This is a genomic window from Oscillibacter hominis (genome assembly GCF_014334055.1).
In the GTDB taxonomy this organism is placed as follows: Bacteria; Bacillota; Clostridia; order Oscillospirales; family Oscillospiraceae; genus Oscillibacter; species Oscillibacter hominis.
In genome coordinates this window covers 49,820-76,578 of record NZ_CP060490.1, presented here as the reverse complement: position 1 = coordinate 76,578, position 26,759 = coordinate 49,820, and the positions used below count along the sequence as shown (strand labels likewise).

At 57.6% G+C, this 26,759-nt stretch carries 29 protein-coding genes and 1 tRNA gene; 15 read left to right on the top strand and 15 right to left on the bottom strand.

Annotation, left to right across the window (positions count from 1 at the left end; all coding sequences use genetic code 11):
* Nucleotides 1–65 precede the first annotated feature (65 nt).
* The 4 genes from H8790_RS00400 to H8790_RS00385 all read left to right on the top strand — a co-directional run bounded on the left by H8790_RS00400 (nucleotide 66) and on the right by H8790_RS00385 (nucleotide 4,892).
* A complete protein-coding gene (locus H8790_RS00400) occupies nucleotides 66–1,748 on the top strand; it encodes a recombinase family protein (protein ID WP_187333154.1) in 1,683 nt (560 codons plus the stop codon).
* A gap of 104 nt (nucleotides 1,749–1,852) precedes the next feature.
* Nucleotides 1,853–2,110, top strand: coding sequence for a hypothetical protein (locus tag H8790_RS00395; protein ID WP_187333153.1), 258 nt, complete (start codon nucleotides 1,853–1,855; stop codon nucleotides 2,108–2,110).
* A 4-nt stretch (nucleotides 2,111–2,114) separates the two neighbouring features.
* Complete coding sequence (locus H8790_RS00390) at nucleotides 2,115–3,767, top strand: DUF4368 domain-containing protein (protein ID WP_404821689.1); 1,653 nt, start codon at nucleotides 2,115–2,117, stop codon at nucleotides 3,765–3,767.
* Between the two features lie 243 nt (nucleotides 3,768–4,010).
* On the top strand, nucleotides 4,011–4,892 hold the full coding sequence (locus H8790_RS00385; RefSeq protein ID WP_187333152.1) for an AraC family transcriptional regulator: 882 nt from the start codon (nucleotides 4,011–4,013) through the stop codon (nucleotides 4,890–4,892).
* Between the two features lie 37 nt (nucleotides 4,893–4,929).
* Here the strand turns inward: H8790_RS00385 and H8790_RS00380 are convergent, their stop codons facing one another.
* From H8790_RS00380 to H8790_RS00345, 8 genes are all read right to left on the bottom strand, one after another.
* Complete coding sequence (locus H8790_RS00380; protein WP_187333151.1) at nucleotides 4,930–5,844, bottom strand: LysR family transcriptional regulator; 915 nt, start codon at nucleotides 5,842–5,844, stop codon at nucleotides 4,930–4,932.
* A 175-nt stretch (nucleotides 5,845–6,019) separates the two neighbouring features.
* A complete protein-coding gene (locus H8790_RS00375; protein ID WP_187333150.1) occupies nucleotides 6,020–6,742 on the bottom strand; it encodes an amino acid ABC transporter ATP-binding protein in 723 nt (240 codons plus the stop codon).
* Nucleotides 6,729–7,490, bottom strand: a complete 762-nt coding sequence (locus H8790_RS00370) for an amino acid ABC transporter permease (RefSeq protein WP_187333149.1) — start codon at nucleotides 7,488–7,490, stop codon at nucleotides 6,729–6,731. The genes H8790_RS00375 and H8790_RS00370 overlap by 14 nt, the downstream gene beginning before the upstream one ends.
* 68 nt (nucleotides 7,491–7,558) lie before the next feature.
* Nucleotides 7,559–8,389 carry an ABC transporter substrate-binding protein gene (locus tag H8790_RS00365; protein WP_187333148.1) on the bottom strand — a complete coding sequence of 277 codons (831 nt, stop codon included), beginning with the start codon at nucleotides 8,387–8,389 and terminating at the stop codon, nucleotides 7,559–7,561.
* A gap of 297 nt (nucleotides 8,390–8,686) precedes the next feature.
* The gene (locus H8790_RS00360; protein ID WP_187333147.1) at nucleotides 8,687–10,447 is read right to left on the bottom strand and encodes a Na/Pi cotransporter family protein; all 1,761 of its coding nucleotides are present in this window, start codon (nucleotides 10,445–10,447) and stop codon (nucleotides 8,687–8,689) included.
* A gap of 164 nt (nucleotides 10,448–10,611) precedes the next feature.
* Nucleotides 10,612–11,325 carry an HNH endonuclease gene (locus H8790_RS14025; RefSeq protein ID WP_187333146.1) on the bottom strand — a complete coding sequence of 238 codons (714 nt, stop codon included), beginning with the start codon at nucleotides 11,323–11,325 and terminating at the stop codon, nucleotides 10,612–10,614.
* A 409-nt stretch (nucleotides 11,326–11,734) separates the two neighbouring features.
* Nucleotides 11,735–11,826: transfer RNA gene (locus H8790_RS00350), tRNA-Ser, on the bottom strand.
* Nucleotides 11,827–11,970: 144 nt separating this feature from the next.
* Complete coding sequence (locus tag H8790_RS00345; protein WP_187333145.1) at nucleotides 11,971–12,153, bottom strand: hypothetical protein; 183 nt, start codon at nucleotides 12,151–12,153, stop codon at nucleotides 11,971–11,973.
* A 200-nt stretch (nucleotides 12,154–12,353) separates the two neighbouring features.
* On the opposite strand from H8790_RS00345, the gene H8790_RS00340 reads away from it, so the two are divergent.
* The 4 genes from H8790_RS00340 (at nucleotide 12,354) to H8790_RS00325 (ending at nucleotide 17,057) form a co-directional block, all read left to right on the top strand.
* Nucleotides 12,354–13,472: a bifunctional histidine phosphatase family protein/GNAT family N-acetyltransferase gene (locus H8790_RS00340; RefSeq protein WP_187333144.1), complete on the top strand. Its 1,119-nt coding sequence runs from the start codon at nucleotides 12,354–12,356 to the stop codon at nucleotides 13,470–13,472.
* A 77-nt stretch (nucleotides 13,473–13,549) separates the two neighbouring features.
* Nucleotides 13,550–15,646 (top strand): YgiQ family radical SAM protein, encoded by a 2,097-nt coding sequence (locus H8790_RS00335; protein ID WP_187333143.1) that lies wholly within the window; start codon nucleotides 13,550–13,552, stop codon nucleotides 15,644–15,646.
* A gap of 140 nt (nucleotides 15,647–15,786) precedes the next feature.
* Entirely contained in the window at nucleotides 15,787–16,737 is a 951-nt protein-coding gene (locus tag H8790_RS00330) for a calcium/sodium antiporter (protein WP_187333142.1), read from the top strand.
* Nucleotides 16,738–16,865: 128 nt separating this feature from the next.
* Nucleotides 16,866–17,057 (top strand): hypothetical protein, encoded by a 192-nt coding sequence (locus tag H8790_RS00325; protein ID WP_187333141.1) that lies wholly within the window; start codon nucleotides 16,866–16,868, stop codon nucleotides 17,055–17,057.
* 49 nt (nucleotides 17,058–17,106) lie between these two features.
* Here H8790_RS00325 and H8790_RS00320 read toward each other — a convergent pair whose 3' ends face one another.
* Complete coding sequence (locus H8790_RS00320) at nucleotides 17,107–17,550, bottom strand: hypothetical protein (RefSeq protein ID WP_187333140.1); 444 nt, start codon at nucleotides 17,548–17,550, stop codon at nucleotides 17,107–17,109.
* Between the two features lie 165 nt (nucleotides 17,551–17,715).
* On the opposite strand from H8790_RS00320, the gene H8790_RS00315 reads away from it, so the two are divergent.
* The gene (locus H8790_RS00315) at nucleotides 17,716–18,108 is read left to right on the top strand and encodes a Fur family transcriptional regulator (RefSeq protein ID WP_187333139.1); all 393 of its coding nucleotides are present in this window, start codon (nucleotides 17,716–17,718) and stop codon (nucleotides 18,106–18,108) included.
* A gap of 59 nt (nucleotides 18,109–18,167) precedes the next feature.
* A complete protein-coding gene (gene rbr / locus H8790_RS00310) occupies nucleotides 18,168–18,701 on the top strand; it encodes a rubrerythrin (RefSeq protein ID WP_241426567.1) in 534 nt (177 codons plus the stop codon).
* Nucleotides 18,702–18,752: 51 nt separating this feature from the next.
* Here rbr and H8790_RS00305 read toward each other — a convergent pair whose 3' ends face one another.
* The gene (locus H8790_RS00305) at nucleotides 18,753–19,577 is read right to left on the bottom strand and encodes a MerR family transcriptional regulator (RefSeq protein WP_187333138.1); all 825 of its coding nucleotides are present in this window, start codon (nucleotides 19,575–19,577) and stop codon (nucleotides 18,753–18,755) included.
* A gap of 161 nt (nucleotides 19,578–19,738) precedes the next feature.
* Between H8790_RS00305 and udp the strand changes: the two genes are divergently transcribed.
* From udp to H8790_RS00290, 3 genes are all read left to right on the top strand, one after another.
* The gene (gene udp / locus H8790_RS00300; protein ID WP_187333137.1) at nucleotides 19,739–20,506 is read left to right on the top strand and encodes a uridine phosphorylase; all 768 of its coding nucleotides are present in this window, start codon (nucleotides 19,739–19,741) and stop codon (nucleotides 20,504–20,506) included.
* A 205-nt stretch (nucleotides 20,507–20,711) separates the two neighbouring features.
* Nucleotides 20,712–20,915 (top strand): helix-turn-helix transcriptional regulator, encoded by a 204-nt coding sequence (locus H8790_RS00295; protein ID WP_187334185.1) that lies wholly within the window; start codon nucleotides 20,712–20,714, stop codon nucleotides 20,913–20,915.
* The gene (locus tag H8790_RS00290) at nucleotides 20,912–21,343 is read left to right on the top strand and encodes a hypothetical protein (protein WP_187333136.1); all 432 of its coding nucleotides are present in this window, start codon (nucleotides 20,912–20,914) and stop codon (nucleotides 21,341–21,343) included. The genes H8790_RS00295 and H8790_RS00290 overlap by 4 nt, the downstream gene beginning before the upstream one ends.
* A 37-nt stretch (nucleotides 21,344–21,380) precedes the next feature.
* Here H8790_RS00290 and H8790_RS00285 read toward each other — a convergent pair whose 3' ends face one another.
* The 5 genes from H8790_RS00285 to H8790_RS00265 form a co-directional block, all read right to left on the bottom strand.
* A complete protein-coding gene (locus H8790_RS00285; protein ID WP_243208526.1) occupies nucleotides 21,381–22,193 on the bottom strand; it encodes a mechanosensitive ion channel family protein in 813 nt (270 codons plus the stop codon).
* Nucleotides 22,194–22,260: 67 nt separating this feature from the next.
* On the bottom strand, nucleotides 22,261–23,115 hold the full coding sequence (locus H8790_RS00280) for a PhzF family phenazine biosynthesis protein (protein ID WP_187333134.1): 855 nt from the start codon (nucleotides 23,113–23,115) through the stop codon (nucleotides 22,261–22,263).
* A gap of 139 nt (nucleotides 23,116–23,254) precedes the next feature.
* Nucleotides 23,255–23,572 carry a thioredoxin gene (gene trxA / locus H8790_RS00275; protein ID WP_187333133.1) on the bottom strand — a complete coding sequence of 106 codons (318 nt, stop codon included), beginning with the start codon at nucleotides 23,570–23,572 and terminating at the stop codon, nucleotides 23,255–23,257.
* Nucleotides 23,573–23,599: 27 nt separating this feature from the next.
* On the bottom strand, nucleotides 23,600–24,433 hold the full coding sequence (locus H8790_RS00270) for an NAD(P)/FAD-dependent oxidoreductase (RefSeq protein WP_187333132.1): 834 nt from the start codon (nucleotides 24,431–24,433) through the stop codon (nucleotides 23,600–23,602).
* Nucleotides 24,423–24,716, bottom strand: a complete 294-nt coding sequence (locus H8790_RS00265; RefSeq protein WP_187333131.1) for an ArsR/SmtB family transcription factor — start codon at nucleotides 24,714–24,716, stop codon at nucleotides 24,423–24,425. The genes H8790_RS00270 and H8790_RS00265 overlap by 11 nt, the downstream gene beginning before the upstream one ends.
* 411 nt (nucleotides 24,717–25,127) lie before the next feature.
* Here H8790_RS00265 and rpe point away from each other — a divergent pair, with 411 nt between their 5' ends.
* Together rpe and H8790_RS00255 are read left to right on the top strand one after the other, a co-directional pair.
* A complete protein-coding gene (gene rpe, locus H8790_RS00260) occupies nucleotides 25,128–25,775 on the top strand; it encodes a ribulose-phosphate 3-epimerase (protein ID WP_187333130.1) in 648 nt (215 codons plus the stop codon).
* 12 nt (nucleotides 25,776–25,787) lie between these two features.
* Nucleotides 25,788–26,756, top strand: coding sequence for a 1-aminocyclopropane-1-carboxylate deaminase/D-cysteine desulfhydrase (locus tag H8790_RS00255; RefSeq protein ID WP_187333129.1), 969 nt, complete (start codon nucleotides 25,788–25,790; stop codon nucleotides 26,754–26,756).
* Nucleotides 26,757–26,759 lie beyond the last annotated feature (3 nt).

The following is a 26,759-nucleotide window of genomic DNA, read 5'->3' as shown; positions in this document are numbered from 1 at the left end:
CATCCTTGTTGTCCTCCCCGGACAGAGTTATAATATAAGTGTAATGTGATAGGGAAGGAGGAACAATGGCACGAGCAAAAAACAGAGGGTATCAGCAGAGTTTCTCTCCCTCTTACACAATCCGCCGCTGGCGGCTGGGCATCTATATCCGGCTTTCAAAGGAAGATTTGAAAAAAGGAAAAGACGATAGCAACAGCGTAAAGAACCAGCGTGACCTACTGAACGATTTTTACCGACGAAACATTGACGAGTTTGAAAGCATCACGGAATATGTGGATGATGGTCATACTGGAACGGACGCCAACCGTGAAGATTTTCAACGGCTCTTGGCGGATGTCATGAGTGGTAAAATCAACTGCGTTATAGTAAAAGACCTGTCCCGCTTCGCACGAAATTATAGCGATGCCGGAAGTTTGATCGATAACCTGTTTGTTCAAATGGGTGTTCGCTTTATCAGCCTTGCTGAGAATGTGGACAGCTACAAGAACCCCGACAGCGTTTCAAATATCATCGTTCCCATTACAAACGTGATGAACGATAATTACTGCTATCAGACTTCCAAAAAGATCCGGCAGGTATTTGACTACAAGCGGCGCAACGGCCAGTATATCGGAGCATTTGCTCCTTACGGCTATGTAAAGCACCCAAAGGACAAGCACAGGCTGATTGTTGATCCCGATGCTGCTGAAAATGTCAAACTCATTTTCACAATGCTTATTCAAGGGTCATCAAAACGTGCTATCGCGCTGTACCTGAACGAACACGGCGTACCGAGCCCCTCGGCTTACAAGGTACAAAAGGGCTTGCCTGTTTCGACAAGAGGGTATGACGATCCTATGTGGGGAGCCCGCATGATCCACTCCATTCTTACCAATCCGACCTACACCGGGGATTTAGCCCAAGGCCGGAGCCGGGTGAAAAGCTACAAGGTACACCAGATTGAAGCTGTTCCCCGCGAGGAATGGGTGGAAGTGGCTGGAACGCATGAGGCCATTATCGACTATGAAACTTTCGACAAGGTACAGGCTCTCTTACAGCGTGATACCCGTACTTCCCCGAAAGGCCGTGAGGTACATTTATTCAGCGGCTTTCTGAAATGTGCCGATTGCGGGCGGGCCATTACCCGATGCGTTGGCAAGAACAACAATGTATATTATTCTTGCTCAACCTACAAGAACCGTTCCCGGACGGCCTGCACCATGCACTCAATCAAGCATGAGCGGCTGGAGGCTGCTGTTCTGTTCGCCGTACAGCATCAGGTGCATTTGGCTGTTTCCTACTCGGAAATCGTCACACAGATCAATTCCGCTCCAATCAAAAAAAGCCAGTCTTACCGACTGGACGATCTGATAGCTGCAAAAGAGCGGGAACTGACAAAGATAACACGCTACAAGCAGTCTCTTTATCAGGACTGGAAAGACGGTGAAATCACCCAGCAGGAATACCGGGATATGAAGGCCGACTATGAACGGCAGATTTCTGATATTTCCGCAGTGCTTACCCGGCTGAACGCTGAACGCGCAGAACTGGCAAACGGTGTGGACAACGAGCATCCTGCACTGGTAGCCTTTATGAAATATCAGAACATTGAAGCCCTCAACCGTGAAATCTTGGTTGAACTTGTGGATTATATCAAGGTCTATGAAAACGGCAATATCAGCGTGAAATTCAAATTTGCTGACGAGCTCCGCAAGATTGCCGAGTACATTGAAATCAACACTACGGAAGATACCGCAGTAGCGGGCTAACCCCCGCTACAAACCCCTTTGACAGTGTGTTTTCCTAATAGGCGCTAATCATATGCTTGCTATTCAGTTTTCACTTAGGCAAACTACGAAAGGACGGGAAAGGAATGGAAATGGAACATGATATTGAAAACAGCGGATTTATGTCACAAAAGCGCAATCCCACACATGAAACAGTCACTTATAAAATCGGCGGCACATTCTATGAGGTGTCCACCTCTTGCGGTGGTTCGGAGCTGCTCTATGACAAGATGAAGCGGCTCATAAAAGCGGAATCCGTCAAAACGCCTACTGACAAAGAAAGAGAAGTCCGCTATAATGAAGATAGCAACCTGTTTGTCGGGCGTTCATTACAGGAGGAATGAACACATGACAACAAATACATATATGCCCGAACAGATAACAGCATTATACGCCCGTTTAAGTCAAGAGGACGCATTGGACGGGGACAGCAACAGTATCGTCAATCAGAAAGCGTTATTATCCAAATACGCTACCGACAACGGCTTTTCTAATCCGGTATTTTTCATTGATGACGGTGTTTCCGGCGTAACCTTTGACCGCCCGAATTTTAACCGCATGATAGCAGAGATTGAAGCCGGAAACGTGGGAACAGTCATAGTCAAAGATATGTCCCGCTTGGGGCGTGACTATCTGAAAGTCGGTTACTATACGGAAATCTTTTTTGTAGAGCGTGATGTACGCTATATCGCTATCAATGACGGCGTAGACAGTGCCAAAGGCGATAACGATTTTACCCCGTTCCGCAACTTATTCAATGATTTTTACGCAAAGGACACAAGCAAAAAGGTACGGGCAATCAAGAAAGCGCAAGGCATGGCAGGAGAACATCTGACAAAGCCACCTTATGGCTACAAAGTTGACCCAGCCGACAGGAAAAAATGGATTGTGGACGAAGAAGCCGCCACTGTGGTAAAGCGAATTTTTGATTTATGTGTTGCCGGTAAAGGACCTATGCAGATAGCAAAAATTCTGACGGCTGACAAAATACTTACTACCAAAGCCCACTATGCAAAGCAAAAAGGCAAGGTGCTTCCGGAAAATCCGTATAGTTGGAATGAAAGCACGATTGTTGGGGTTTTAGAGCGTATGGATTACTGCGGACATACTGTAAACTTCAAAAGCTATTCAAAATCCCACAAGCTGAAAAAGCGTATTCCTACCACAAAGGAACAACAGGCGATTTTCCGCGATACCCATGAAGCGATTGTGGAAGAAGCTGTCTTTGAACGGGTACAGGAATTGAGGGCAAATAAACGCCGCCCCACAAAAGCAGAGCGACAGGGAATGTTCTCCGGCTTGGTGTTCTGTGCCGACTGCGGAAGTAAACTACATTTTGCCACTTGCAAGAGTTTTAATGGCTCACAAGACCATTACCGCTGTGCAAGATACAAAAGCAATACGGGAGATTGTACCGCACACTTCATCAGAGAGGAAACATTACAGCAGATTGTCCGGCAGAGAATATTTGCCGTAACTGCACTGTTCTTTGACGATATAACCGCTTTTATGGATTTGATACGCCAACAGCGGTTTGATGAAACAGAAAAAGAGATGAAGCGCAAGCGGCGTGAGGTCGGACAGGCAAAGAAACGGATTGCAGAACTTGACCGGATTTTCAAACGGATTTATGAGGACGATATAAACGGCACAATCAGCCATGAGCGGTTTTTGAAACTGTCCGCAGAATACGAAGCAGAACAACGGGAATTGACGGAAAAGGTAAACGCTGAACAGAAAGAAGTCGATACTTACGAGCAGGACAAAAACGACTTTGACAGCTTCGCCGCCATTATTCGCAAGTATGTAGGGATAACAGAATTAACGCCTACAATCGTCAATGAATTTATCAAGAAAATCGTTGTCCATGCGCCGGAGAAAATAGACGGCAAGCGTTTTCAGAAAGTGGATATTGTCTTTAACTTTGTTGGAGAAATCCATTTGCCGACTGACCCGCAGACGGAACAAAAAGAAGCCACTAAACAGGAAAAGACGGCATAGCCCTTGAATGGGGCTATACCGCCTAATCGGAAAATAATACTTCCTTGTAACCCGAAACCCTTTGCCTTCGGGGATTTTTTCGCTCCAAGAGAAAAGATATGGCATACCCTGCAATCCATCACAGGGTGGAACCCTGCCGGCATTTCTGGTAGGATAAGAAATTGCCCATCACCACTGCGCACAAAAAGTCAAGAGCAACCCCGGCAGAGCTGATAGAATCATGCATATGGAGGGACTTGGAACATGGATTGGATTACAGGAATACAGCGGGCGCTGGACTACGTCGAGGCGCATCTGACGGAGAAAGTTGACTACGAGGCGGCGGCAAGAGAGGCCTGCTCCTCCACATTCCACTTCCAGAGGATGTTCAGCATGCTCTGTGGGTTTTCACTTGGCGACTATATCCGGATGCGCCGCCTTGCTCTTTCGGCGGAAGAGCTGACACGCACCGGCGGCAAGGTCGTCGATATCGCCCTCAAATACGGCTACGACACCCCGGAGAGCTTCTCCCGCGCGTTCCTGCGGTTCCACGGCATCTCCCCCACCGACGCCCGGCGGGGAGGGACCGTAAAATCCTTTTCCAGGCTGTCCGTAAAATTAATTCTATCAGGAGGCAGCACCATGGATTACAGGATTGAGAAAAAAGGCCCGTTTCAAATCATCTGCAGGAAAAAGCAGGTCGCAAAGCCCCAGGGAGAAACCGCCGCGGAGGATATCGCGCCCTTCTGGGCCCAGTGCCGAACCGACGGCACCATCCAGGAACTCTGCAGGTGCGGCCGGTTTGACAGCTTCGGCGGCATTCTTGGGGTCTGCTTCTCCAACGAGATGGCGGAGTCCGGATTCCCCTACGGTATCGGTGCGGAGTACAGCGGCGTCCCCTCCGGCGCCGAGGGGCTGGACATTGTGGACATCCCCGCCCACACCTATGCGGTCTTTCCGTGCAGGGGCAGGATGCCCGACGCGTTCATAGAGACCTACCGGAAGATCTGCACAGAGTTTTTCCCCCAGAGCAACTATGCCTATGGCAGCGGGATCGAGTTGGAGGTCTACCCTTCCGCTGAAGTGCAGGACCCCAACTACACCTGCGAACTCTGGATCGCCGTCAACGAAAAGGAGCCGCGTTGACGCACGGCACAGGGCCATCATATCAGGAGGCAGCCGATCATGTGTCGGCTGCCTCCGATTGCTGTCCCTGTTTGGCCTTCCGGCGCACCAGGTTGATGAATTTCTCCATGTTGGGGGTGCAGGAGTCGAACTTGTTCCACACCATGACCCACCTATAGTCCTCTTTGCCAAATTGGATTTCACGGTAGCCGAAGGTATCCTGATCGATCAGCTGGATTCCCGATATGGGGCAGATCACCACGCCCTGCGCCGCCTTCATGAGGAAAATGGCACTGGTCAGGGTGGTCCAGGTGGCGGAGAGCCAGGGGGATATCCCCCAGGCGTTGAGCCAGCGGATGATATCGCCTGTCTGGAGGTTGTTGGCCGGAAGCAGCAGCGGAAGGTCCGCCAGCTCCGCCTGGGTTACCGGCCCGGTCTGCTCCGCCAGGGAGCTGCTCCTTGGGAACAGCACCACCCAGGGTTCCGCGTCCAAGACCACATGCTGGTAGAGGGCCATGGAGACCGGCTCCTTGACAAAGGCGATTTCCAAAAGGCCCTTGTTCAGCCGCTCCAACAGCTCCGCCGAGGTTCCGGCGCTCCAGGTGTGGAGCATGATTTCCGGGTTCTCGCCCCGGTACTCCGCAATCCACCCCGGTAAAAAGGAAACGGAGACCGACTCCAGCATGCCGATGCTGAGCGTCCCCCTGGTGGCGTTTCTGATCTGGCGCATCTCCCCCACCGTCTGGTCCATGAGGCGGGTGATCTCATAGCCCCGGTTCAGAAGGTACCGGCCCGCGTCGGTCAGGTACAGCTTCTTCTTCCTCCGCTCAAAGAGATCCACGCCCAGTTCCTCTTCCAACTGCCGCAGCTGCCGGCTCAGGTGCGGCTGCGCGATGTTCAGCTTTTTCGCCGCTTTGGAGATGTTTTCCTCCTCCGCAATGGCGATGAAGTGTTCCAGCTCCCGTTTGTCCAAGGTTTCATCCTCCTGCTGCGCACTGTATTCCGCCATTCCACACTACAGTCAGTATATAACATTTTCTTCTCTTGAACAACAAAATTGGAATTATATTTTTCTATCAAGAGGAGAAAAACTCCCCTCACGCTGTTACGCGGAGGGGAATTCAAATCGCAGGCAGGAACGCGAAGCCTTATAACACTTTGGCCAAAAAGCCCTGAAGCCTTTCGCTCTCAGGGTGGTCGAACAGCTGGCGGGGCTCATTCTGCTCCACAATGCGGCCCTCGTCCATAAACAGGACCCGGCTGCCCACCTCGCGGGCAAAGCCCATCTCATGGGTCACCACCACCATGGTCATGCCCTCCCTGGCCAGCTGCTTCATGACTTCCAGCACCTCGCCCACCATTTCCGGGTCCAGGGCCGAGGTGGGTTCGTCAAAGAGCATGAGCTTGGGCTTCATGGCCATGGCCCGGACAATGGCGATGCGCTGCTTCTGCCCGCCGGAGAGCTGGTTTGGATAGGCGTCGGCCTTATCCGTCAGCCCCACCCGCCCCAGCAGCTTCACTGCCTCGGCATCCGCCTCCTCCGGCTTCATCAGGCCGGTGCGGACCGGGGCCAGGGTGATGTTTTTCCGGATGGTCATATTGGGGAAGAGGTTAAAATGCTGGAACACCATGCCCATCTGACGGCGCACCGCGTCGATGTTGACCTTGGGGTCCGTAATCTCCTTGCCGTCGAAGGTGATGGTGCCGGCGGTAGGGGTCTCCAACAGGTTCAAACACCGCAGGAAGGTAGACTTTCCAGACCCGGAGGGGCCGATGATCACCACTTTTTCACCGGGTGCGATGTGCTCGGAGATGTCATCCAGCACCAAGTGGTCCCCAAAGGATTTGGAGAGGTGTTTAACGTCGATCACTTTGACGCAGCCTCCTTTCCAGCTTGCCCAACAGGTAGGTGAAGATCATCACCAGCACGAGATATATGGCGGCCGCCCCGAAGAGGGGGAACATCTGCTCGTAATTGCGGTTGGCGATGCCCCGGGCGGCATAGAGCAGCTCCTTGCCGCCAATGACGGTGAGCAGCGAGGTATCCTTCAGCAGCATGATGAACTCATTGCCCAGGGAGGGGAGAATGGCCTTTACGGCCTGGGGGACGACCACAAAGCGCATGGTGTCAAAATAGTTCAATCCCAAGGAGCGGCTGGCCTCCGACTGACCGCCGTCCACAGCCATCAGACCGCCCCGGATGATTTCAGAGACATAGGCGCCGGAGTTGATGCCCAGGCCGAACACGCCCACAGCAGTGGCGTTGCGGCTCCAGGTGAAGACCACGAACATCCAGATCATCAGCTGAAGCATCATGGGGGTGCCCCGGATTACCGTGACATACACCTTGGCCACAGCGTTGAACAGCCCCAGCACCGGGTTGTGGTGGCCGGGACGCTGCTGGTCGTGGGCGGTGCGGATCACCGCCACCAACAGCCCCAGCGCCACGCCCAGGAGCAGGGCCAGGGCGGTGGCCAGCAGGGTGGTGCCCACTCCGGTTATGTACTGCTGCCACCGGTCCTCCAGCAAAAAAGCCCGATAAAACTTCAAAAAGAAGTCCTGCCAAGCGGTGAGGTCCGCGTTCGCAATGGCGGAATACTGCAAGAAGAGTTGCTCCATGGGGCGGCTCCTTTCCTTGGTGGGATGGGAAAAAGGGCGGCGTTCCGCCGCCCTTTTTTAGGTATCGATTATTCCGCGGCGATATACTTGTCAAGGATAGCCTGGACGGTGCCGTCCTCGGTGAGCTCAGCCAGCGCGCCGTTGACAGCCTCCACCAGAGCGGTGTTGCCCTTGGCAAAGCCGATGGCGTAATCCTCGTTGGTATAGGCGGTATCCAGGATGGTCAGCCCGGCGTTGGCCTTCACAAACTCCTGGGCAGGAGCGTTGTCGATGACCACACAGTCCACCTGGCCGTTCACCAGGGCCTGGACCGCGGTGATGCCGTTGTCATAGGGCACCACATGGTCGGAGCCGTAGTCGTCGGTGCAGTAGGTTTCGCCGGTGGTGCCGCGCTGGGTGCCGATGAGCTGATCGCCCAAGTTGTCCAGGGTCACATCGGAGCCCTCTTTTACAATGATGACCTGGATGCCGGTGGCATAGGAATCGGAGAAGTCCATGACGGCAAGGCGGTCTTCATCCACGGTCAGGCCGGCCATGCAGATGTCGCTCTTGCCCTGCTGGACAGCCACCTGGGCGGCGTCAAACTCCATGTCTTCAATGACCAGCTCCAAGCCCAGCTTCTCGGCAATGGCGCCGGCGATCTCCGGGTCGATGCCGATGACCTTACCGCTGTCGTCGGTCATCTCATAGGGAGGGAAGGCCGCGTTGGTGGACATGATCAGCTTGCCGGACTCCACAGTGGTGAAGGAGGCCTCGCCGGAGGAGGAACCGCTGCCGGAGGCGGAACCGCCGGCGCTGGCGGAGCCGCTGCCGGAGGCGGAACCGCTGCCGCTGTTGCCGCAGGCGGCCAGAGACAAGACCGTCAGCACAGCTACCATAACTGCAAGAAACTTTTTCATTTCAATCTTCCTTCTTTAAAACTTAGATTTATGCGCCTAAAAAAGGAAGCGTCCTTCTCGGAACGCTTTCTTTCAGGAGCAAAACTAAGGATAGCATTCCAAGGTGGCAAAGTCAATAGTTTGCCAGAAAAAGATGCATAAATATTTGCATTGATCTCGATGGGTCCAGTGACATACTATATAAATTTCAGAATTTTTCTTATATTTTTCCCCGATTCGTGCTATTCAAATGCATATCTATTGAATATTCATTCGTATTATGCATGCAAAAAAGGAGGCCGCGGCCTCCTTTTTTACTCAGTGCGCGGCCGGGAGCTCCGGCAGCTTGTATTTGGTCAGGTAGCTTTGGACGTTGGTGGTGAATTCCTCGCCGGTCTTGACATCGTGGAGATAGGCATGGGGATTGAGGCCGGTCTGCTCCGTCTCCAGCACACAGATGGCCAGGTTGGAGCAGTGGTCGGAGATGCGCTCATAATTGGTCAGCAGGTCGTTGAGCACAAATCCCAGCTGAATGGTGCATTTCCCCCGCTGGAGGCGGTTGATGTGGCGCATCCGGATCTCCTCGATCAACTGGTCGATCACCTCTTCCAGAGGCTCCACCGTGGAGGCCATGGCGCAGTCGCTGGTCTCAAAGGCCCTGACGGTCAGGTTGAGAATCTCAATCAGGGCGTCGGTGAGTACCTTCAGCTCCGCGTTGGCTTCATCGGAGAAAGAGAGCTGCTTTTCATGGAGCTCCCTGCCCGCCTCCATGATGTTGAGGGAGTGGTCGCCGATGCGCTCGAAATCCCCGATGGAGTGGAGGAGCTTGGAGGCGGAACGGCCGTCGGCGGCGGAGATGCCCTTTCGGGACGCCTCCACCAGGTAGCCGCCCAACCGGTCCTCATAGATATCCAGCTTGTCCTCGTTCTCCGTAATCGTGGAGTCCCGGGCGCTCTGGTAATCGGAGAGCTGGTCGATTGCCATCAGGACATTGTCCCGGGCCAGCTCACCCATTTGGATGGCCAGGTTGCCGCACTCCGCCACGGCAACGGCAGGTGTGCGGATCAGCAGCGGATCCAGGAACGCCACCGTATCGGTGCCGGACTCGCTGCGCACGAGGACAGTGGCCAGCTTTTCCAATTGGCGGGCAAACGGCAGCAGCATGGCCGTCGTCGCCACGTTGAATACCGTGTGGCAGAAGGCCACGCCCACGGCGTCGATGGGCGCGTCCACAAATTGGAACTGGAAGATGCCGTGGGCAATATAAAAGAGAGCAAGGCACACCACCGTGCCGATCACGTTGAAGGAGATATGAACAGCCGCCACGCGCCGGGCGTTGCGGTTGACACCAATGGAGGAGAGCAGTGCGGTGACGCAGGTGCCGATGTTCTGGCCCATGATGATGGGGATGGCCATGCCGTAAGAGATGCTGCCGGTCAGGGCCAGGGCCTGCAAAATACCCACGGAGGCCGCGGAACTCTGGATGATGCCGGTGAAGACCGCGCCCACCAATACGCCCACCAGCGGGTTGCGGAATGCCGTCAGGATGCCGGCAAACTCCGGCATATCCGCCAGGGGGCTGACCGCGTTTTTCATCAGGTCCATCCCGTACATCAGCACGGCAAAGCCCAGCATGATCCGGCCGATGTCCCGATGCCGCTGCTTTTTGGAGGACATGAGCAAAATCACGCCGGCCAGGGCAATCAGGGGAGAGAAATTCTCCGGCTTGAGCATCTCCACCAGCACGTTTTCACTCTGGATTCCGGTCAGGGACAAAATCCACGCCGTCAGCGTGGTTCCAATGTTGGAACCCATGATGACGCCGATGGTCTGCCCCAGCTCCATAACGCCGGAGTTGACCAGGCCCACCAGCATGACCGTCATGGCGGATGAGGACTGGATGGCAATGGTGATGCCCGCACCCAAAAGCAGGCTTTTCAATGGGTTGGAGGTCATCTGCTTCAAGGTGCGCTCCAGCCGGCCGCCGGCCATTTTTTCCAGGCTGTTGGACATGGTGTTCATTCCGTACAGGAAAAACGCCAGACCTCCACAAAGGGAAAAAATAGAGAAAATATCCATGTACTCTCCTCGCGTTCTCATTTGTTCCGGGACATCCGTTTTGCATCCCATTTAAATCGCATACGAATTCATTATACGATAAAATAGAGAAAAGGGAACTCTTTTCTTGCGGAAAACTTGCATAAACTTGTAGAAAACAACCTGGTTTTTTCTCTATTTTTCAGTCAGGTAACAAGGCGCCGCACATGCGGATGCGATTCGCCGGATTTGGCCGCCGACAATAGCGCCTCCCGATCCTCCTTCCGGTTCAGGACGTGCATCTTCCTGTGGCAGTTGGGGCAAAGAGCCACCGTGTTGTCGATCGTATCGCCGCCGCCCTTTGAAAGCCATACCACATGGTGGGTCTCCAGATAGGGCGACCCGGCCTTGTCCATAAAGGGGGCCTCCTTGGCACAGAGCTGACAGACGCCCTTAGCCCTGCGTTTGGCATATTCCGAGACGAAAGCATTCCGCTCATATGTATTGGTACTGGCAATCCGGCTCTTCGGATGTTTTGTCTCTTTGGAGAGCGCCTTTTTCTTCAGCTGCGCATCGGAGAGAGCTTTTGCCCGATGCTCGTCAATCCTGTATTTTTTGTCCAGGACGTCTTTGGTCATCGGTCGGTTTTCCCTGGGCCTGTATGGCTCCCGGATACCCCAGACCCCTTTGCCTTTTCCCTGCGCGGAATAGAAGATATCCTCTTTCCCGGTAAATGCTTTTGAATCGCTGGAAGAGCGCTCTATGGTACTTCTTACGGCAGCCGTCCAAGTTTTATTCTCTTCAAAATTCATAATCCCACGATCCTGAATCCTTTGAAAAATCTTATTGTAGTGCGCCTGATCCCCCAACTCGTGGAGCGCGTCGATGACTTCCTCCAGCCAACTTCTCGGCTGTGCCATATGGCATCCCCCTTCCTGTTCAGATGAATTGCATACAGTTTATCACAGCCTTCGACTTCTTTCCACAGAGGAATGCTGTCAAGTCAAGAAACCCGATACAAAAACTCACCGCAAGCGCGACCGCGCTTGCGGTATTGCTTCCATGCGGCAAAGGCGATATCGAACCCCCATGTATCGGTCCGGGGCAGAGCAGCCTCGGGACAGGCAAAAAAAGGACCGGTCCGAAGACCGGTTTTCCAGAGCGCAATGTGCTCCGATGCGACTGGGTTTTCCTATGGACGCCGCACTTCCATCTTCTTGTAGCGAATCCCAGCGCAGCGGGTTCAGCGCGAAACAGTGGCGCAACAAATTGAACGTGCTCCGACTTTTAAAAAAAGTCGGAGCAAACGACAAACCGTTTGCTCCGACGTGGCGGAGAGAAAGGGATTCGAACCCTTGAGACCTTTTAAGGGTCTACACGATTTCCAATCGTGCGCCTTCGACCAGCTCAGCCATCTCTCCACGGCTTTGCGCTCGATGCAGCAGAAATAATTATACCAAAAATTTTTCTGAAGTCAATACAAAATCGGCACTTTTTTCAGAATCTTCCCCACGGGGCCTCAGCGGCCCCCAAAGACGACGGGAGGGCGTTTGCCCTCCCGTTCTTTACTTCTCCATCGCGGTGATGAAACTGTCCATGGCATGGTCCATGGCGGCGCCGGCCTTCTGCATGGCTTTCCCCACCGGTGTCTTCATGGACTGCTGCCTGGAACCCGCCATCATAGCGACAGCGGCGCCGGCCACAATGCCGGTACCCATACCACACCAAAATGCGGTGGTGTTCATCATTCATCCACTCCTTTACTGCACGGGAATAGTATGCCCGGTTTTCCCCGGATTCCCCGCACACTGCATGGAACAATCTGATGGTTTTTCCAGATATTTCACAACAGGAAAGGGAAATGCCTTTCCTGTTTTCTATTTGCGAAATGGGGCGATACCATATATAATAAAAACAATGACATTTTGATGAGTTGAGAGGAATCCACATGACAAAGCTATATCTGGTCCGCCATGCCGAGGCGGAGGGAAATTTGTACCGAATCGCCCACGGGCAGTACGACAGCATGATCACCGACCGGGGGTACCAGCAGATCGAGGCGCTGCGCCAGCGTTTCCAGGACATCCACGTGGACGCGGTCTACTCCAGCGACCTGCGCCGCACCTGCATCACCGCCACCGCCGTCTATGTGCCGAGGCACTTGCCCCTTAACAAGCGGAAGGATCTGCGGGAGGTGGGAATCGGCCGCTGGGAGCAGATGTCCTGGGGCGAGATCGGCCGGGAAGAGCCGGAGCAGATGCTCAATTTTACCAAACATATGGAGCGCTGGCACGTGGAGGGCGCCGAGACTGTGGCTGAGGTCCGGGACCGGATGCTCCGGGCCGTGCGGGAGATTATCGCCGCCCACCCCAATGAGACCGTGGCCGTCTTTTCCCACGGCATGGCGCTGCGCATCCTGTTGGGCACGCTCCAGGGGCTTACGCTGGAGCAGTTAGGCCAAACCTCCCACGGGGACAACACCGCCGTATCCTTATTGGAGGCGGAGGACGGTCACATCAAGGTGGTTTTCCGGGATGACAACTCCCATGTGAAAAATATCTCCACTTTCGCCGGACAGACCTGGTGGAAACGGCCCAACGGCATCGAGCCGGGCCTTGCCTTCAGCGATTTGGACCTTGCCTCGCAGGGGGAATTCCTCCATCGCTGCGGATGCGACATCTGGAAGCTGACCTCCATGCCCGGGGATTTTGACGGCGACGTACTGCTGCGGGAGGCAAGTGAACGGCCTTGCCTGATTGCCAGTTTGGAGGGCACCCCGGTGGGCTGCCTGGAGCTGAACCCGGAGAAGGAGGCTGATCAAAACCACGGCTGGATCAGCTTCTACTACATGACGCCGGAGTACCGCTGCCAGGGATACGGAATCCAGCTGCTGGGCCAGGCGGTGAAGTTCTACCGCCCCCTGCAGCGCCACACGCTGCGCATCGCCCTGAGCCCGCAGGCCCAGCAGGCCTATCGTTTCTTCACCCGTTACGGTTTCCAAAGCACCGGCTCCACGGAGGATGGACGCGACATTTTGGAAAAAGACATCCGTTTACTGGATATTTGATTGTATTTTGTATTATTTGGCAATTAATATACGAACAGGAATCGAAATTACTGGAACATGTGGAAAGGAATCGGACTATGGGTGAATTTTTGCCAGTCTCCCGCCAGGAGATGCGGGATCGGGGCTGGGACGGATATGACTTCTTGGTGGTCACAGCCGACGCCTATGTGGATCATCCCAGCTTCGGCACCACCATCATTGCCCGGGTACTGGAGGCGGAGGGCTACCGGGTTGCCATCCTGAGCCAGCCGGACTGGCACAGCGCAGCGGCCTTCCAGCGGATGGGCCGCCCCCGGTGGGGCGCGTTCATCGGCGGAGGCAACATCGACTCCATGGTGGCCCACTACACGGCGGCCAAGAAGCGCCGCAGCCGGGATCAGTACAGCCCCGGTGGAAAGATGGGCCTGCGGCCCGACCGGCCCACCATTGTCTACGCCAACCGCTGCCGGGAGGCCTTTCCCGGCCTGCCGGTGGTCATCGGCGGCCTGGAGGCCTCGCTGCGCAGGTTTGCCCACTACGACTATTGGGACGACAAGGTCCGCCGCTCCATCCTCTTTGACGCCCAGGCAGATCTTATGGTCTACGGCATGGGGGAGCGGGCCACCCGGGAGATTGCCGGGCGCCTCGCCGCAGGCACGCCGGTGGAGGAGATCACCGACGTGCGGGGAACGGCCTATGCCGCGGACTCCCCCGCCCCCTGCCCCTTCTCCAAAACCACCTGCGCCTCCTATGAGGAGGTATGTGCCGACAAGAGGTCTTACGCCCAGGCCACCAAAGTGGAATACGATGAGCACGACCCCGTCCGCGGCAGAGCCATTCTCCAGCGCCACGGCGCCAAGTGGCTCATCGTCAATCCCCCCTCCGCGCCCCTTTCCACAAAGGAGCTGGACGCGGTGGCGGAACTCCCCTATGTCCGGGAGGTCCACCCCATGTACGATCAGGACGGCGGCGTACCCGCCATCGAGGAGGTGCGCTTCTCCGTCACCCACAACCGGGGCTGCTTCGGCGGGTGCAACTTCTGCTCCCTGGCCTTTCACCAGGGCCGCATGATCACCTCCCGCAGCCATGAAAGCTGCATCCGCGAGGTGACGGAGATGACCCACGACCCCAAGTTCAAGGGCTATATCCACGACGTGGGCGGCCCCTCGGCCAACTTCCGCCACCCCTCCTGCCAGGAACAGCTCAAGCGGGGCATGTGCAAGAACCGCAGCTGCCTGGCCCCCACGCCCTGCCGCAACATCGACCCCGACCACTCGGACTACACAAAGCTCCTGCAGGAGCTGCGGGCCATCCCGGGCGTGAAGAAAGTCTTTGTCCGCTCCGGCATCCGCTATGACTATCTGCTGGCGGGCCGCAACGACGAGTTTTTCCGGGAACTGGTGAACCACCACATCAGCGGCCAGCTGAAGGTGGCTCCCGAGCACTGCGTGGCCCATGTGCTGGACTACATGGGAAAGCCACATTTCGACGTATTCGAGTCCTTTTGGGACAAGTATCAGACATTCAACCGCAAAGAGGGCCGGGAACAGTACCTGGTGCCCTACCTCATGTCCTCCCACCCCGGCTGCACCCTCAGCGACGCGGTGGAGCTGGCGGAATTCCTTCACTCCACCGGGCACCAGCCGGAGCAGGTACAGGACTTCTATCCCACGCCGGGCACCCTCTCCACCTGCATGTATTATACGGGCATCGACCCGCGGACCATGCAGCCGGTCTATGTCGCCACCGACCCCCACGACAAGGCGCTTCAGCGGGCACTGCTCCAGTGGCGCAAGCCGGAGATGCGCCGGCTGGTGGTGGAGGCGCTCCACAAAGCCGGACGTGAGGACCTCATCGGCTACGGCCCCCAGTGCCTGATCCGTCCTCTGCACGGCGGACGCAGCCCGGCCGCAGAGGCCGGCGGCGGCCAGCGCCGGGACAAGGGGAGGCGCGGTGCGTCCACCCCACGGCAGGGGGAGGCCAGCCCCCGGCAGGCTGACACGGGAAGAAGCGGGCCAAACCGGGGCATATCCGATCCGCGCAAGCGGCAGGGGAAGCCAGGCACCACCGACCCACGGCGGGGTGAAGCAAAGGACATGCCTCGGGGCGGGATCAAAGCGGCCTCTTCCGCCCAGCAGCCCCAGAAGCCGCTGAAGCGGAAAAAGGGCTGGGCAAAACCCAAAAAGAGGAAATAACCAAAAGCGCCTGATTTCGATTGACACTGCCAGCACTCCGTCCTATAATGGAGCCGCTTTGCGGGACGCTCGTCCCGCTTTTGCCGCTGAATACCGGACATTCGGCAGCGTCTGCCGGTCCGATTAAAATGGGGGATTGTATGGAAGGATTGGTCACCGCGGCCCTATTTTTACTGGGGCTTTTGCTGATCGTCAAGGGCGGAGACTACTTTGTGGACGCCGCCGTCTGGATGGCGGAGATCTCGGGTATCCCCCAGTTCATCATCGGCGCCACCGTGGTCTCCCTGGCCACCACGCTGCCGGAGCTGATGGTCTCCGTCATGGGTGTGCTGCAAGGTGAGGTGGACTTGGCGGTGGGCAACGCCGTTGGCTCAGTCACTGCCAACATCGGGCTGATTATGGGCCTTTCCGTGGTCTGCATCCCCTCGGCCGTCAAGCGCGGGCAATTCAGTTTAAAAGCCATCCTGATGGCTGCGGCCGCGGCCCTGCTGCTGGCCCTGTGTCGGGGCGGAGAACTGCCCCTGCTGCCCTCCATGGGGCTTTTGGTGATTTTTTCCGCCTTTGTCTGGGCCAATATCCGGGACGCCAAGCAAAGCATCAGCCAGCGGGACCCACACAGCCGCCGGGATATCTCCCGCCGCCGCGTCTTCATCATGACCTGCAAGTTCATCTTGGGCGTGGTGGGCATCATCGTGGGCTCTGAACTGCTCATCAACGAAGGAAGCGCCATCGCTGTCTTTTTGGGCGTGCCCGCCAGCATCATCGGCGTCACCATGGTGGCCGTCGGCACCTCGCTGCCGGAGCTGGTTACCACGGTCTCCGCCATTGTCAAGCGGGAGTCCTCCATGTCCATCGGCAATATCATCGGCGCCAATGTGATCGATTTGACCATGATCCTCCCCGTCTGCTCCCTCATCTCCGGCGGGCGCCTTGCCATCTCTCCGCAGACAGTGCTCCTGGACCTGCCGGCCTGCCTTTTGCTGGTGGTCACCGCCATCCTGCCCCCGCTGTTCACCGGCCGGTTCTACCGTGCCCAGGGCGCGCTTATGCTGCTTCTTTACGCGGGGTATGTGGTGCTTTTGATTTTGTGAGGGAAAGAGCGGGAACAATTCCCGCTCTTTTTTGTTACTGAATTGTGACCGTTTGCCTCTTGATTTTCTGTACTGACTGTACTAATATAGTTGACACAGTTGGAATGCGGCAAGGAGGCGCTCACTTTATGAGAGTTCGGGTCATTTTATGTATTTGTCTGGTGCTTTTGTCTATGGCGTCGGTAGCTGTCTGCGGACATGCCCTGGAGCGGGGCGGCCACAGGGAAAAAAGCGGCACCTGCCGGCTGCTGATCGTGCGGGGTCTGACGGAGGATGAGGTCCAGATTGCAGAAACCGTATACTCCCTGCCTCTCATATAAATATTGAAAAACCGCCCGTGGAGAATTTCCACAGGCGGTTTTCCTCTTTTTAGTGAACGATTCCGGGGGTCACTGCGTTTTCACCGTCAGTCAGGTCGCCGTCGGTATCGTGAATCCGGGCATTGTGCAGCATCTGCTCATAGGTGGCGGAGCGCACAATGGGCTGGCCGCCGCGCTGGGCGGAGGCGCCGCTGGCCGAGCCGGCGCTGCCGGAGGCATTGCCGCCGCCGGTGCCGTTCACAGTGCCGTTGTTGTCAAGGGCGCCACTTTGGCTGCCGGTGCCCTCGTTGCCAAGGACGCCGCCGTTGGATCCGCTTTCATTGCCGGTGGTGCCGTCGTCGGTGCCGCCGTTGGCGGAGTTGTCACCAACGCTGGTGGAACCGGAGCCCTGTCCGGCATTGGGGTTGTCTGCATTATTCGTAGTTCCGCAGGCTGTCATGGAAACCATCATCACAGCCGCAAAGACCAGGGGCAGGATTTTGCTTTTCATCATTCTTCCTCCTTATTTTAAAACACGGGTGGATTTACCCGCAAGTTAGTATTTGCAACTTATACAAATTTAGATCGGAAAATTTTACAAATTCCCCCTTGCTTTTTCCAGTTTTACCCCCTATACTATACATTAATGATAATAATTATTATTTAAGGAGGAATTGCTATGCGTCCGCAGAGGTATTCTGTCCGGCGGGAACGCATTTACGAAGCCGTGGCCGCCTCCTGTGAGCACCCTTCTGCGGAAATGATTTACAATCAGCTGAAGACAGAGCTTCCGCAGCTGAGCCTGGGTACGGTGTACCGAAACCTGAACCAGCTGGCCGAGGAGGGGCGGCTGAGCCGGCTGGACTGCGGCAGCGCGGACCGGTTCGACGCCACAGTGGCGCCCCACACCCACTTTTGCTGCACCGCCTGCGGACGGGTGCTGGACCTGCCCGTGCCCTACGACCCGGTGCTGGACCGGGAGGCGGAGCGTTGGGGCTGTCAGGTAAAGGGCCACAGTTTGACGTTTCTTGGTATTTGTTCCGGCTGTGGTGGAAAGAATACAGTGTTGTGACGAGGAGCGGATACCCGCACTCTGCGCATAGAACAGAACATTGAAAGGAGCATTTGATTATGGAGTTGAAGGGCAGCAAAACAGAGGCCAACCTGCGCAAGGCATTTTCCGGCGAGTCCGAGGCAAGAAACAAGTATACCTATTTTGCCAGCGCGGCAAAAAAAGAGGGCTATGAGCAGATTGCGGCCATTTTCCAGGAGACCGCCGACAACGAGAAGGAGCACGCCAAGCTGTGGTTCAAGGCCTTGGGCGCCCTGGGCGACACCGCCCAGAACCTGCAGAACGCCGCCGACGGCGAGCACTGGGAATGGGACGAGATGTACAAGGACATGGCCAAGACCGCTGAAGAAGAGGGCTTTTTGGCGCTGGCCGCTCAGTTTGAGGGCGTGGCCAAGATTGAGAAGACCCACGAGGACCGCTATCTGAAGCTGTTGGAGAACCTCAAGAACGGAGAGGTCTTCAAAAAGGGCGAAAAGGTCATGTGGTTCTGCCGCAACTGCGGCCATGTGGAGATCGGCGAGTCCGCTCCCCAGGTCTGCCCCGTCTGCAAGCATCCCCAGGCGTATTTCCAGATCAAAGCCACCAACTATTAATCGCTCTGCAAAAGGCGCGGCGTATCCATGGATACGCCGCGCCTTTCCCGTTTAATGCCGCTCCGCCTTCTTCCGAACCGGATAGCACACCTCTGTGACCAGCTCGTCCGGGTTCTGGGTCTCATGGGGGCTCACATGGTAGATGCAGAAGGAGAGCCCGTCGAATTCATAGCCGTTGTCCCGCACCCAGGCGGCCACCGCGGCGTTCACCTCGTTCACCTTTTCGTAGCTGCCCGTATAGGTGGCGGAGGCCATCAGGATGGGCGGCACGGTCTTGAACTTCACATGCTCCGTATCCTCATAGGTACCCTTTACGGACATCTGGACCTCCACGTCCACGTCCCGCTCCCGGTAGTCGGTATCATGGTAAATGCCCAAGGTGCAGCAGGGTTCCGCCACCTGGAGGCGGAGGGGCGCCGTCTCCTTCATCAGCGTGTGCCACAGCCTTCCCTCTTCATAGTAGGAGGGCAGCACATCCCGTACACTGGCCACATACCGCTGGGGCAGCGTCTTGCAGGTGACTTCATAGTTCATTTCAAATACATCCTTTCCAATTCGCCTCAGGGCGCTTTCCAGGCGGGTGAGCTGCTCGTCGATTGCCTGGCTCTGGCTCAGCAGCTGCGTCCTCCGGAAGCGCAGCACCCGTTCCAGAGCGGCTTCGTCCCCGGCGATTGCCTCCGCGATGGCCTGGACGCCGATGCCCATGTCCCGCAGCGAGATGATGCGCCCTGCATCCGTCAGCTGCCGCTCCTGATAGTACCGGTAGCCGGTCTGCTCATCCACATGGTCCGGCGTCAGCAGCCCCATCTCATCATAGTGGCGGAGCATGCGGATGCTGATGCGGGACAGCCTGGAAAATTCGCCGATCTTCAGCATGGTCAAATCCTCCCACAGATCTGTGTTTTCTTGAGCTCGATGTCAGTATGGGGCCTTACACCGTGTGAGAGTCAAGCCCTTTTTATAAAATGGCCGGATTCGTTGAAGCGGACCCAGGAATGTGCTATATTGAAGCTATCATAAAAACGGAGGCGAGGACTATGCAAGCACTGGAAAAGCAATTTCACATTGACTGCGCGCCCGGAGACGTGGGCCGCTACTGCATCCTGCCGGGTGACCCGGGACGCTGCGCCTCCATTGCGGCGCTGTTTGACGGCGGGACAAAAATCGATCAGAACCGGGAGTTTGTCACCTACACGGGGACGCTGCTTGGAGAGCCGGTGTCGGTCTGCTCCACGGGGATCGGAGGGCCTTCCGCCGCCATCGCCATGGAGGAACTGCACAACTGCGGCGCGGACACCTTTATCCGGGTGGGCACCTGCGGGGGCATCGACCTGGACGTCCGATCCGGCGACATCGTGGTGGCCACAGGGGCCATCCGCTTTGAGCACACCAGCCGGGAGTACGCTCCCATCGAGTTCCCCGCAGTCTCCGATTTCTCCGTGGCCGGCGCCCTGATTCAGGCATCCAAGGCCATGGGCAAGCGGGTCCACTCAGGGGTGGTGCAAAGCAAGGACAGCTTCTACGGCCAACACAGCCCGGACAAGTCCCCGGTCTCCTATGAGCTGCTGCAAAAGTGGGAGTCCTGGAAGCGGCTGGGCGTGAAGGCCAGCGAGATGGAGTCCGCCGCCCTCTTCGTGGTGGCCGCGGCGTTGGGTGTGCGCTGCGGGGCGTGCTTCCACGTGATCTGGAACCAGGAGCGGGAGGCCGCAGGGCTGGATCAGGACATGAGCACAGACACAACCGCCGCCGTCCGGGTGGGCGTGGAGGCGCTGAAGCTCCTGATCGCCGCGGACAAAGCGGGCTGAGATTGGTGCTGAACAGTTTCCCGGGAGAATTCCCGGGAAACTGCTGTTCTATGGACGCAGGGATGCGGATAGGGCTCATCCCGGGCCTATCTCTCCGCTCATATTTTTTGCGGCATTATGGAAAGTATACTTGACATTTCCCCTTTGCCATGTTATCTTGTAGATGGAAAGTTTATTTTCCATTAGATCAGGAAGGAGGATGGCATTGAAGAACCGCCTGGAACAGATCCGAAAGCAGCGGGGCATTCGCCAGGAGGACCTGGCCGCCGCCCTGGAGGTCTCACGGCAGACGATTGGCTCGCTTGAAAACGGACGGTACAACCCCTCCATCACCCTGGCCTTTAAAATCGCCCGCTATTTTGGGTTGCAGATTGAAGAGATTTTCATTTATGAGGAGGAGCGTCCATGAAGAAGAATCATCTGGACTATGTGCTGGTGCTTGCCGGCGTATTGCTGCTGGGCACGGGCGTACTGCTGATCCGGCGCCTGGACCATCCGGAGCACATCATGCGCGCACTGCCCTACGTCTGCATCGGGGTGGGCTGCGGCACGTTTGGGCACGGCATGGGAGAGCTGATTTCCCGCCGGGCTTTGAAAAATGCCCCGGAGGCCGCGCGGCAGCTGGAGATCGACCGCAGAGATGAGCGCAACATCGCGATCGAAACCCGCGCCAAGGCAAAGGCCTATGACCTCATGACCTATGTCTTTGGGGCGGTGATGGTGTCCTTTGCACTGATGGGGGTGGAGCTCACCGCGGTGCTGATCCTTGTCTTTGCCTACCTGCTGGTCCACGGGTGGGGGATTTACTACCGCTGCAAATACGAACAGGAGATGTAAAAAAGCGGAAAGGGATTGTTCCCTTTCCGCTTTTCCCTCATTCGCCCTCCCGCATCAGGTGGACATTCAAATGATTGTATGTCATGGTGACCCCGGCGTCGTCAAAGGCCCGCTTGATGTTTGAGAGCAGGTCATAATACATAGCCCAGTAGTGCTCCGTCTCCGCCCAGCAGCGCAGGCTATATTCGATGGAGCTGTCTCCGTAGCTCTCAATCTGGGCCGACGGCGCGGGCTCCTTCAGCACATGCCCTGTCATGGCGGCGGCCTTCAGCAGGGCTTCACACACCGTCTCCGGCCGGTCTTCGTAAGAGGCGGTCACCCTGTGCTCGGCCCGCCTCCGGCCCAGCACTGTAAAGTTGGTCAGCCGGCTGGCGGAAAGCTCCTTGTTGGGCATCAGCACCCGCCGGCCGTCTATGGTGTCTAACTTGGTGTAGTTCAGGGTGATCTCCGCCACGGTGCCGGAGACGCCGGAGGCCTCAATGAAGTCCCCCAGGTTAAAAGGCTTATTCACCAGGATCACCAGCCCGCCCGCCATGTTGGACAGCACGTTTTCCGCCGCCAGGGAAAAGGCCAGGGAGGTGACGGACAGCAGCGCCACCAGGGAGGTGGACGGGATGTCCAGGGATTCCATCACAATGATGATGGTGACGATCCACAGCACCACCCGCACCGCGCTCAGCACGTACCTGCGGATCCGCTCGTCCAGCCGGGTCCGCCCCAACAGCTTTTTGGCCAGCTTGCCCAACACCCGGACGGCAACCAGGCAGACAAGGGCTGTGACAATACCGGAAATCAGCCTCCCGATGGAGAGGGAGCCGATCTGCGCTCCCAAGAGTTTTGTCAGGTCCATATGCATCTCCTTCTTTTGGCGGCTGTATCTTTACCCGAACGGGACAGTCAAATCCGCCGCCTGGTGCTCAAAGCTCCCGCTTTTCGATGTCTAAGGCACGGCCGCCTACCCAGACCTCCTGGATTTCCTCTCCCCTGGCCTCCACGCGGGCCAGGATTTCCGAGGGCCGGTCCATGGAATAGCCCTGTTCAAAGGCCGTGAGCTCCCCTGCCCCGATCCGCCCCCGGCGGAAGAGATAGCAGCACAGCGCCCCTGTGGAGGTGCCGGTGGCCGCCTCCTCCGGAATGCCGTACAGCGGAGCCAGGTTCCGGCAGTGAGCTGCGGCCCGGCCCAGGGTCTCCTCCGTAAAGAGATGGTAGCCCACCACGTCATAGTCCCGGCTCAGGCGGGACACCTGCTCAAAATCCGGCTGGATGCGCCACAGGGCCTCCCGGCTCCGCACCGGCACCAAAATGTCCCGCAGTCCGGTGGAGACGATCTCCACGCCCAGCTCCGGGTTCAGCAATTCCTCCGCGCTGCCGCCCAGGGAGCGGGCGATGGCCTCCCGATCCGCCGGGCCGGAAAAGATGGGTTTGGACTGCTCCATCAGCACGGTGCCGTCCTCCTCCAGCCGCACCCGCAGGCACCCCGCCCCGGTCTCCTGGGTGTACTCCCCGGGGGCCAGCTTGCCGATGGCACCCAAGACAGAAAAGGTTCCGATGGTGGCATGGCCGCACAGCGGCACCTCGCCGGCCGGGGTGAAAAACCGCAGGCGCAATTCCGCCTGGGCGGAGGGTGCCACAAAGGCAGTCTCGCTGAAGCCCAGCAGTTTTGCAATGGACTGCATCTGTTCCTCCGTCAGTCCCGAGGCGTCGGGTACCACTCCGGCGCCGTTCCCACCGCCGGAACGCTTTGCAAACGCATTGACAGTGTAAATCTCCATACGCTTCCCTCACAATCAAACCTGATTTCAGGCTTCGCACCTGTATTCACTATGACATTTTACCGGGTACCGCTGAAAAATACAAGCAGATTCAAATTCAGGGCAAAAAAAGCCTCCGCCTTTTGGCGGAGGCTTTTTCTCACAGGTTTCGGTCCACCACGCCCGCAAAGGCGTTCAGGGGCTGCACGCCCACCTTCCGGTCCACTTCCTGTCCGTTTTTAAAGAAGATGACCGTGGGGATGCTCATGATGCCGTAGCGCTGGGCCAGCTCCGGCTCCGCGTCCACGTCCACCTTGCCCACCAGCGCCTTGCCGTCATACTGCTGGGCCAGCTTCTCCACCGTGGGGGCCAGCATGCGGCAGGGGCCGCACCAGGTGGCCCAGAAATCCACCACTGCAAGGGGCTCGTTGGAAATGGCCGCGTCAAAGGTGGCCGTCGTCAAATGCTTCAATGCCATACGTTTGATCTCCTTTTATTCCTTAATTTATTTTGACTCACTTGCTTGTGACTTTGCGATCTTATCCCAGTAGGCGGCGGCGCTCTGTCCCGCCACCAGCCCCTGGCCCACAGCCCGTGCCAGCTGAAGGGGAAGGCCCGTGCAGTCCCCCGCCGCAAACAAGCCCGGCAGGTTGGTGGCCATGGCTTGGTTCACGGTGACAAATCCGCCAGCCGTCTCAAGGCCCGGGATCAAATCCGCCGGCGCCACCGTGGGCCGCAGGATGAACACGCCGTCCACCGCGTACTCGGCGCCGTCCACGCGGATGGACTCCACCTTATGTTCCCCCTGGAGCTCACACTGCCGGGGCCGTGGGAAAAACAGCGTATCCACGCCAATGCTGCGTAAGTGCTCCGCCTCCTGCTCCGCGTCCGCGGTAAAGCCCAGCACGGCGGCCCGCTTCCCCCGGTACAGCATCCCGTCGCAGGTGGCGCAGTAGCTGACGCCGGCGCCCACAAACCGCTCTTCTCCTTCAAACTTCCGGCCCCGGGCCACGCCTGCCGCCAGGACCACGGCACCGGCCTCCAGGACGTCGGTGCCAACGCCCAGATACCACCGCTCCGTGTCGGTCCCCACATTGAGGACCTTCCCCCGGATCAGCTGGGTGCCCGAGCGCTCCGCGTGGACGGTGAACTCCTCCAGCAGCTCCCGGCCGGTCTTTTCCGGCATGCCCAGGTAATTGTCCACTTTTGGGGCCTTCCAGAGCGGGTTCTCCTCCGGATTGTTTCCCACCACGGCCACGCTTTTGCCCCGCAGCCGGGCGTTGACGGCTGCGGAAAGGCCCGCAGGCCCCGCGCCGATGACCGCCACTTCATAGAACATAATTTGACGCCTCCTCTTCAAAAAGCGCCGCCACCACGCCCGCTACCACCGGCGACGACACGCTGTAGTATACCTCGTTGCCCGTCCTCCGGGCGGTCACGGCCCCAGCCAGGCGCAGCTTCTGTAAATGCTGGGAGATGCAGGACTGGGACATGCCCGTCTTCTCCTCCATGCAGGTGACATTGTGGCACCCTGTTTTCAACAGGCCGTGGACGATGCGGAGCCGGACGGGATGGCTCAGTGCCTTCAGCAGTTCCGAGCGCTTTTTGTATTCTGATTCCATGCTTTACCGCTCCCCTTTTTGTGGTGGTTAACCTCTGAGCCTCTGCGGCCCGCAGCCGTAAATTAGCGTTCTCAAGGCCGCTGTTTTTATTCAAATTCTATGATATTAAAATATCATAATATTCTAATATGTAAAGATGCATTTGCAACAGCGATCCTTTTTTCGCCTTGCGTTTGTGATATGAGTTTGCTATAGTATAGACAATTGCACTGGAAGCCGGCAGGTTTCCCTGCCGGCTTCCTATCTAAAAAAGCGGCTGCGGCCGACCGGGGGGCTGGCAAGGCGCGGGCTGAGGCTTCAGGCGGCGCGCCGCTTAGTGTATCCTATGCGCCGGGGGCCTCCGGGGCCACGGCCGCCAACAGCCGGTCCTTTTGATTTGCGTTCATTTATCAGGAAATGTGGTGTAATGTTATGGTGAAAATTGCTCCTTCCATCCTCTCCGCCGACTTTGCAAATTTGGAGCGGGAGATCCGCCGGATTGAAACAGCCGATTACGTCCATGTGGACGTGATGGACGGCCTCTTTGTCCCCAACATCTCCATCGGTATCCCGGTGGTCCAGTGCATCCGGCCGGTCACCGCCCTGCCCCTGGACGTCCATCTCATGATTGTGGAGCCCATCCGCTATGTGGAGCGCTTCTGCGACGCGGGCGCCGACCTGGTGACGGTGCATGTGGAGTCCGACTCCGAGGAAAACCTTCACGGCGCCATCGCAAAAATCCACGCCAAGGGCAAGCGCTCCGGCGTGGTGCTCAAGCCCAAGACCCCCGCGGAGGCGGTGCTTCCCTATTTAAAGGAAGTGGAGCTTATTTTGGTGATGACGGTGGAGCCCGGCTTTGGCGGGCAGAGCTTCATGGCCGACCAGATGGATAAGGTACGTGCCATCCGCCGGCTGATCGACCGCCACAACCCGGATTGCGAGTTGGAGGTGGACGGCGGCGTGGGCGTGGACACCTGCCGCACCTGCATTGAGGCCGGAGCCAACGTATTGGTGGCCGGCAGCGCCGTGTATAAGGCAGAGGACATCCCCGGACGCATCCGCGCGCTGCGGGGCGAATGAGAGAATGGAGTCATGATGAAAGACTTACAACAATTTCCCCGTATCCCCTTGGGCGTCTACCCCACCCCTTTCTATAAGCTGGAGGCCGTCAGCCGCAAGGAGGGCGTCAACCTCTGGATCAAGCGGGACGACCTGTGCGGCGTGGCGCTGGGCGGCAATAAGGTGCGCAAGCTGGAATACCTCCTGGCCGACGCAAAGGCGCGGGGCTGCGACGTGGTCTTTACCGCCGGAGGCGCCCAGTCCAACCACGCCATGCTGACCGCCGCCTGCGCAGCCCGGCTGGGTATGCGGGCCGTATTGGTGCTGAAAAAGCGGGGCGTCAGCGGACATCTGGGCAACCTGGTGCTGGACGACATCTTCGGCGCCCAAGTCCATTTCGTGGATACGGACAGCTATGACGACGTGTACGCGGAGACCGCCCGCATGGCCTCAGAGCTGGAGGCCCAGGGCCACAAATGCTATGAGATTCCCGTGGGCGGCTCCACGCCTTTGGGCTCTCTTGGATACGCCCAGTGCGTGCGGGAAATGGCGGAGCAGTCCGCGGCCGCAGGTGTACGGCTGGACCACATCGTCAGCGCCACCGGTTCCGGCGGCACCACCGCCGGCCTGCTCCTGGGCAGCGCCCTCTATTTAAATGGCACTCCGGTGCTGGGCGTGGGCGTGGACAACGACCCCTTTGAGGAGATCGTCCCCTATCTTGCCCGGGACGCGGCAGCATTGATCGGCGCAGAGCCCAACCTGGGCCCCTTTTCCATGCGCTATCACTTTGGCTCCGGATATGCCGTCCCCAATCCGGAGGATACGCCGGCCATTTTGGACCTGGCCCGGTCCGAGGGCATCCTGCTGGATCCGGTCTACACGGGCAAGGCCTACGCCGGTATGCTCCGGCTGCTGCACGAGGGGTTTTTCGGCGGTGCGGAGAACATCGTCTTCGTCCACACCGGCGGCGCGGCGGCCCTGTTCGCCATGGACCTCGGCTAATCT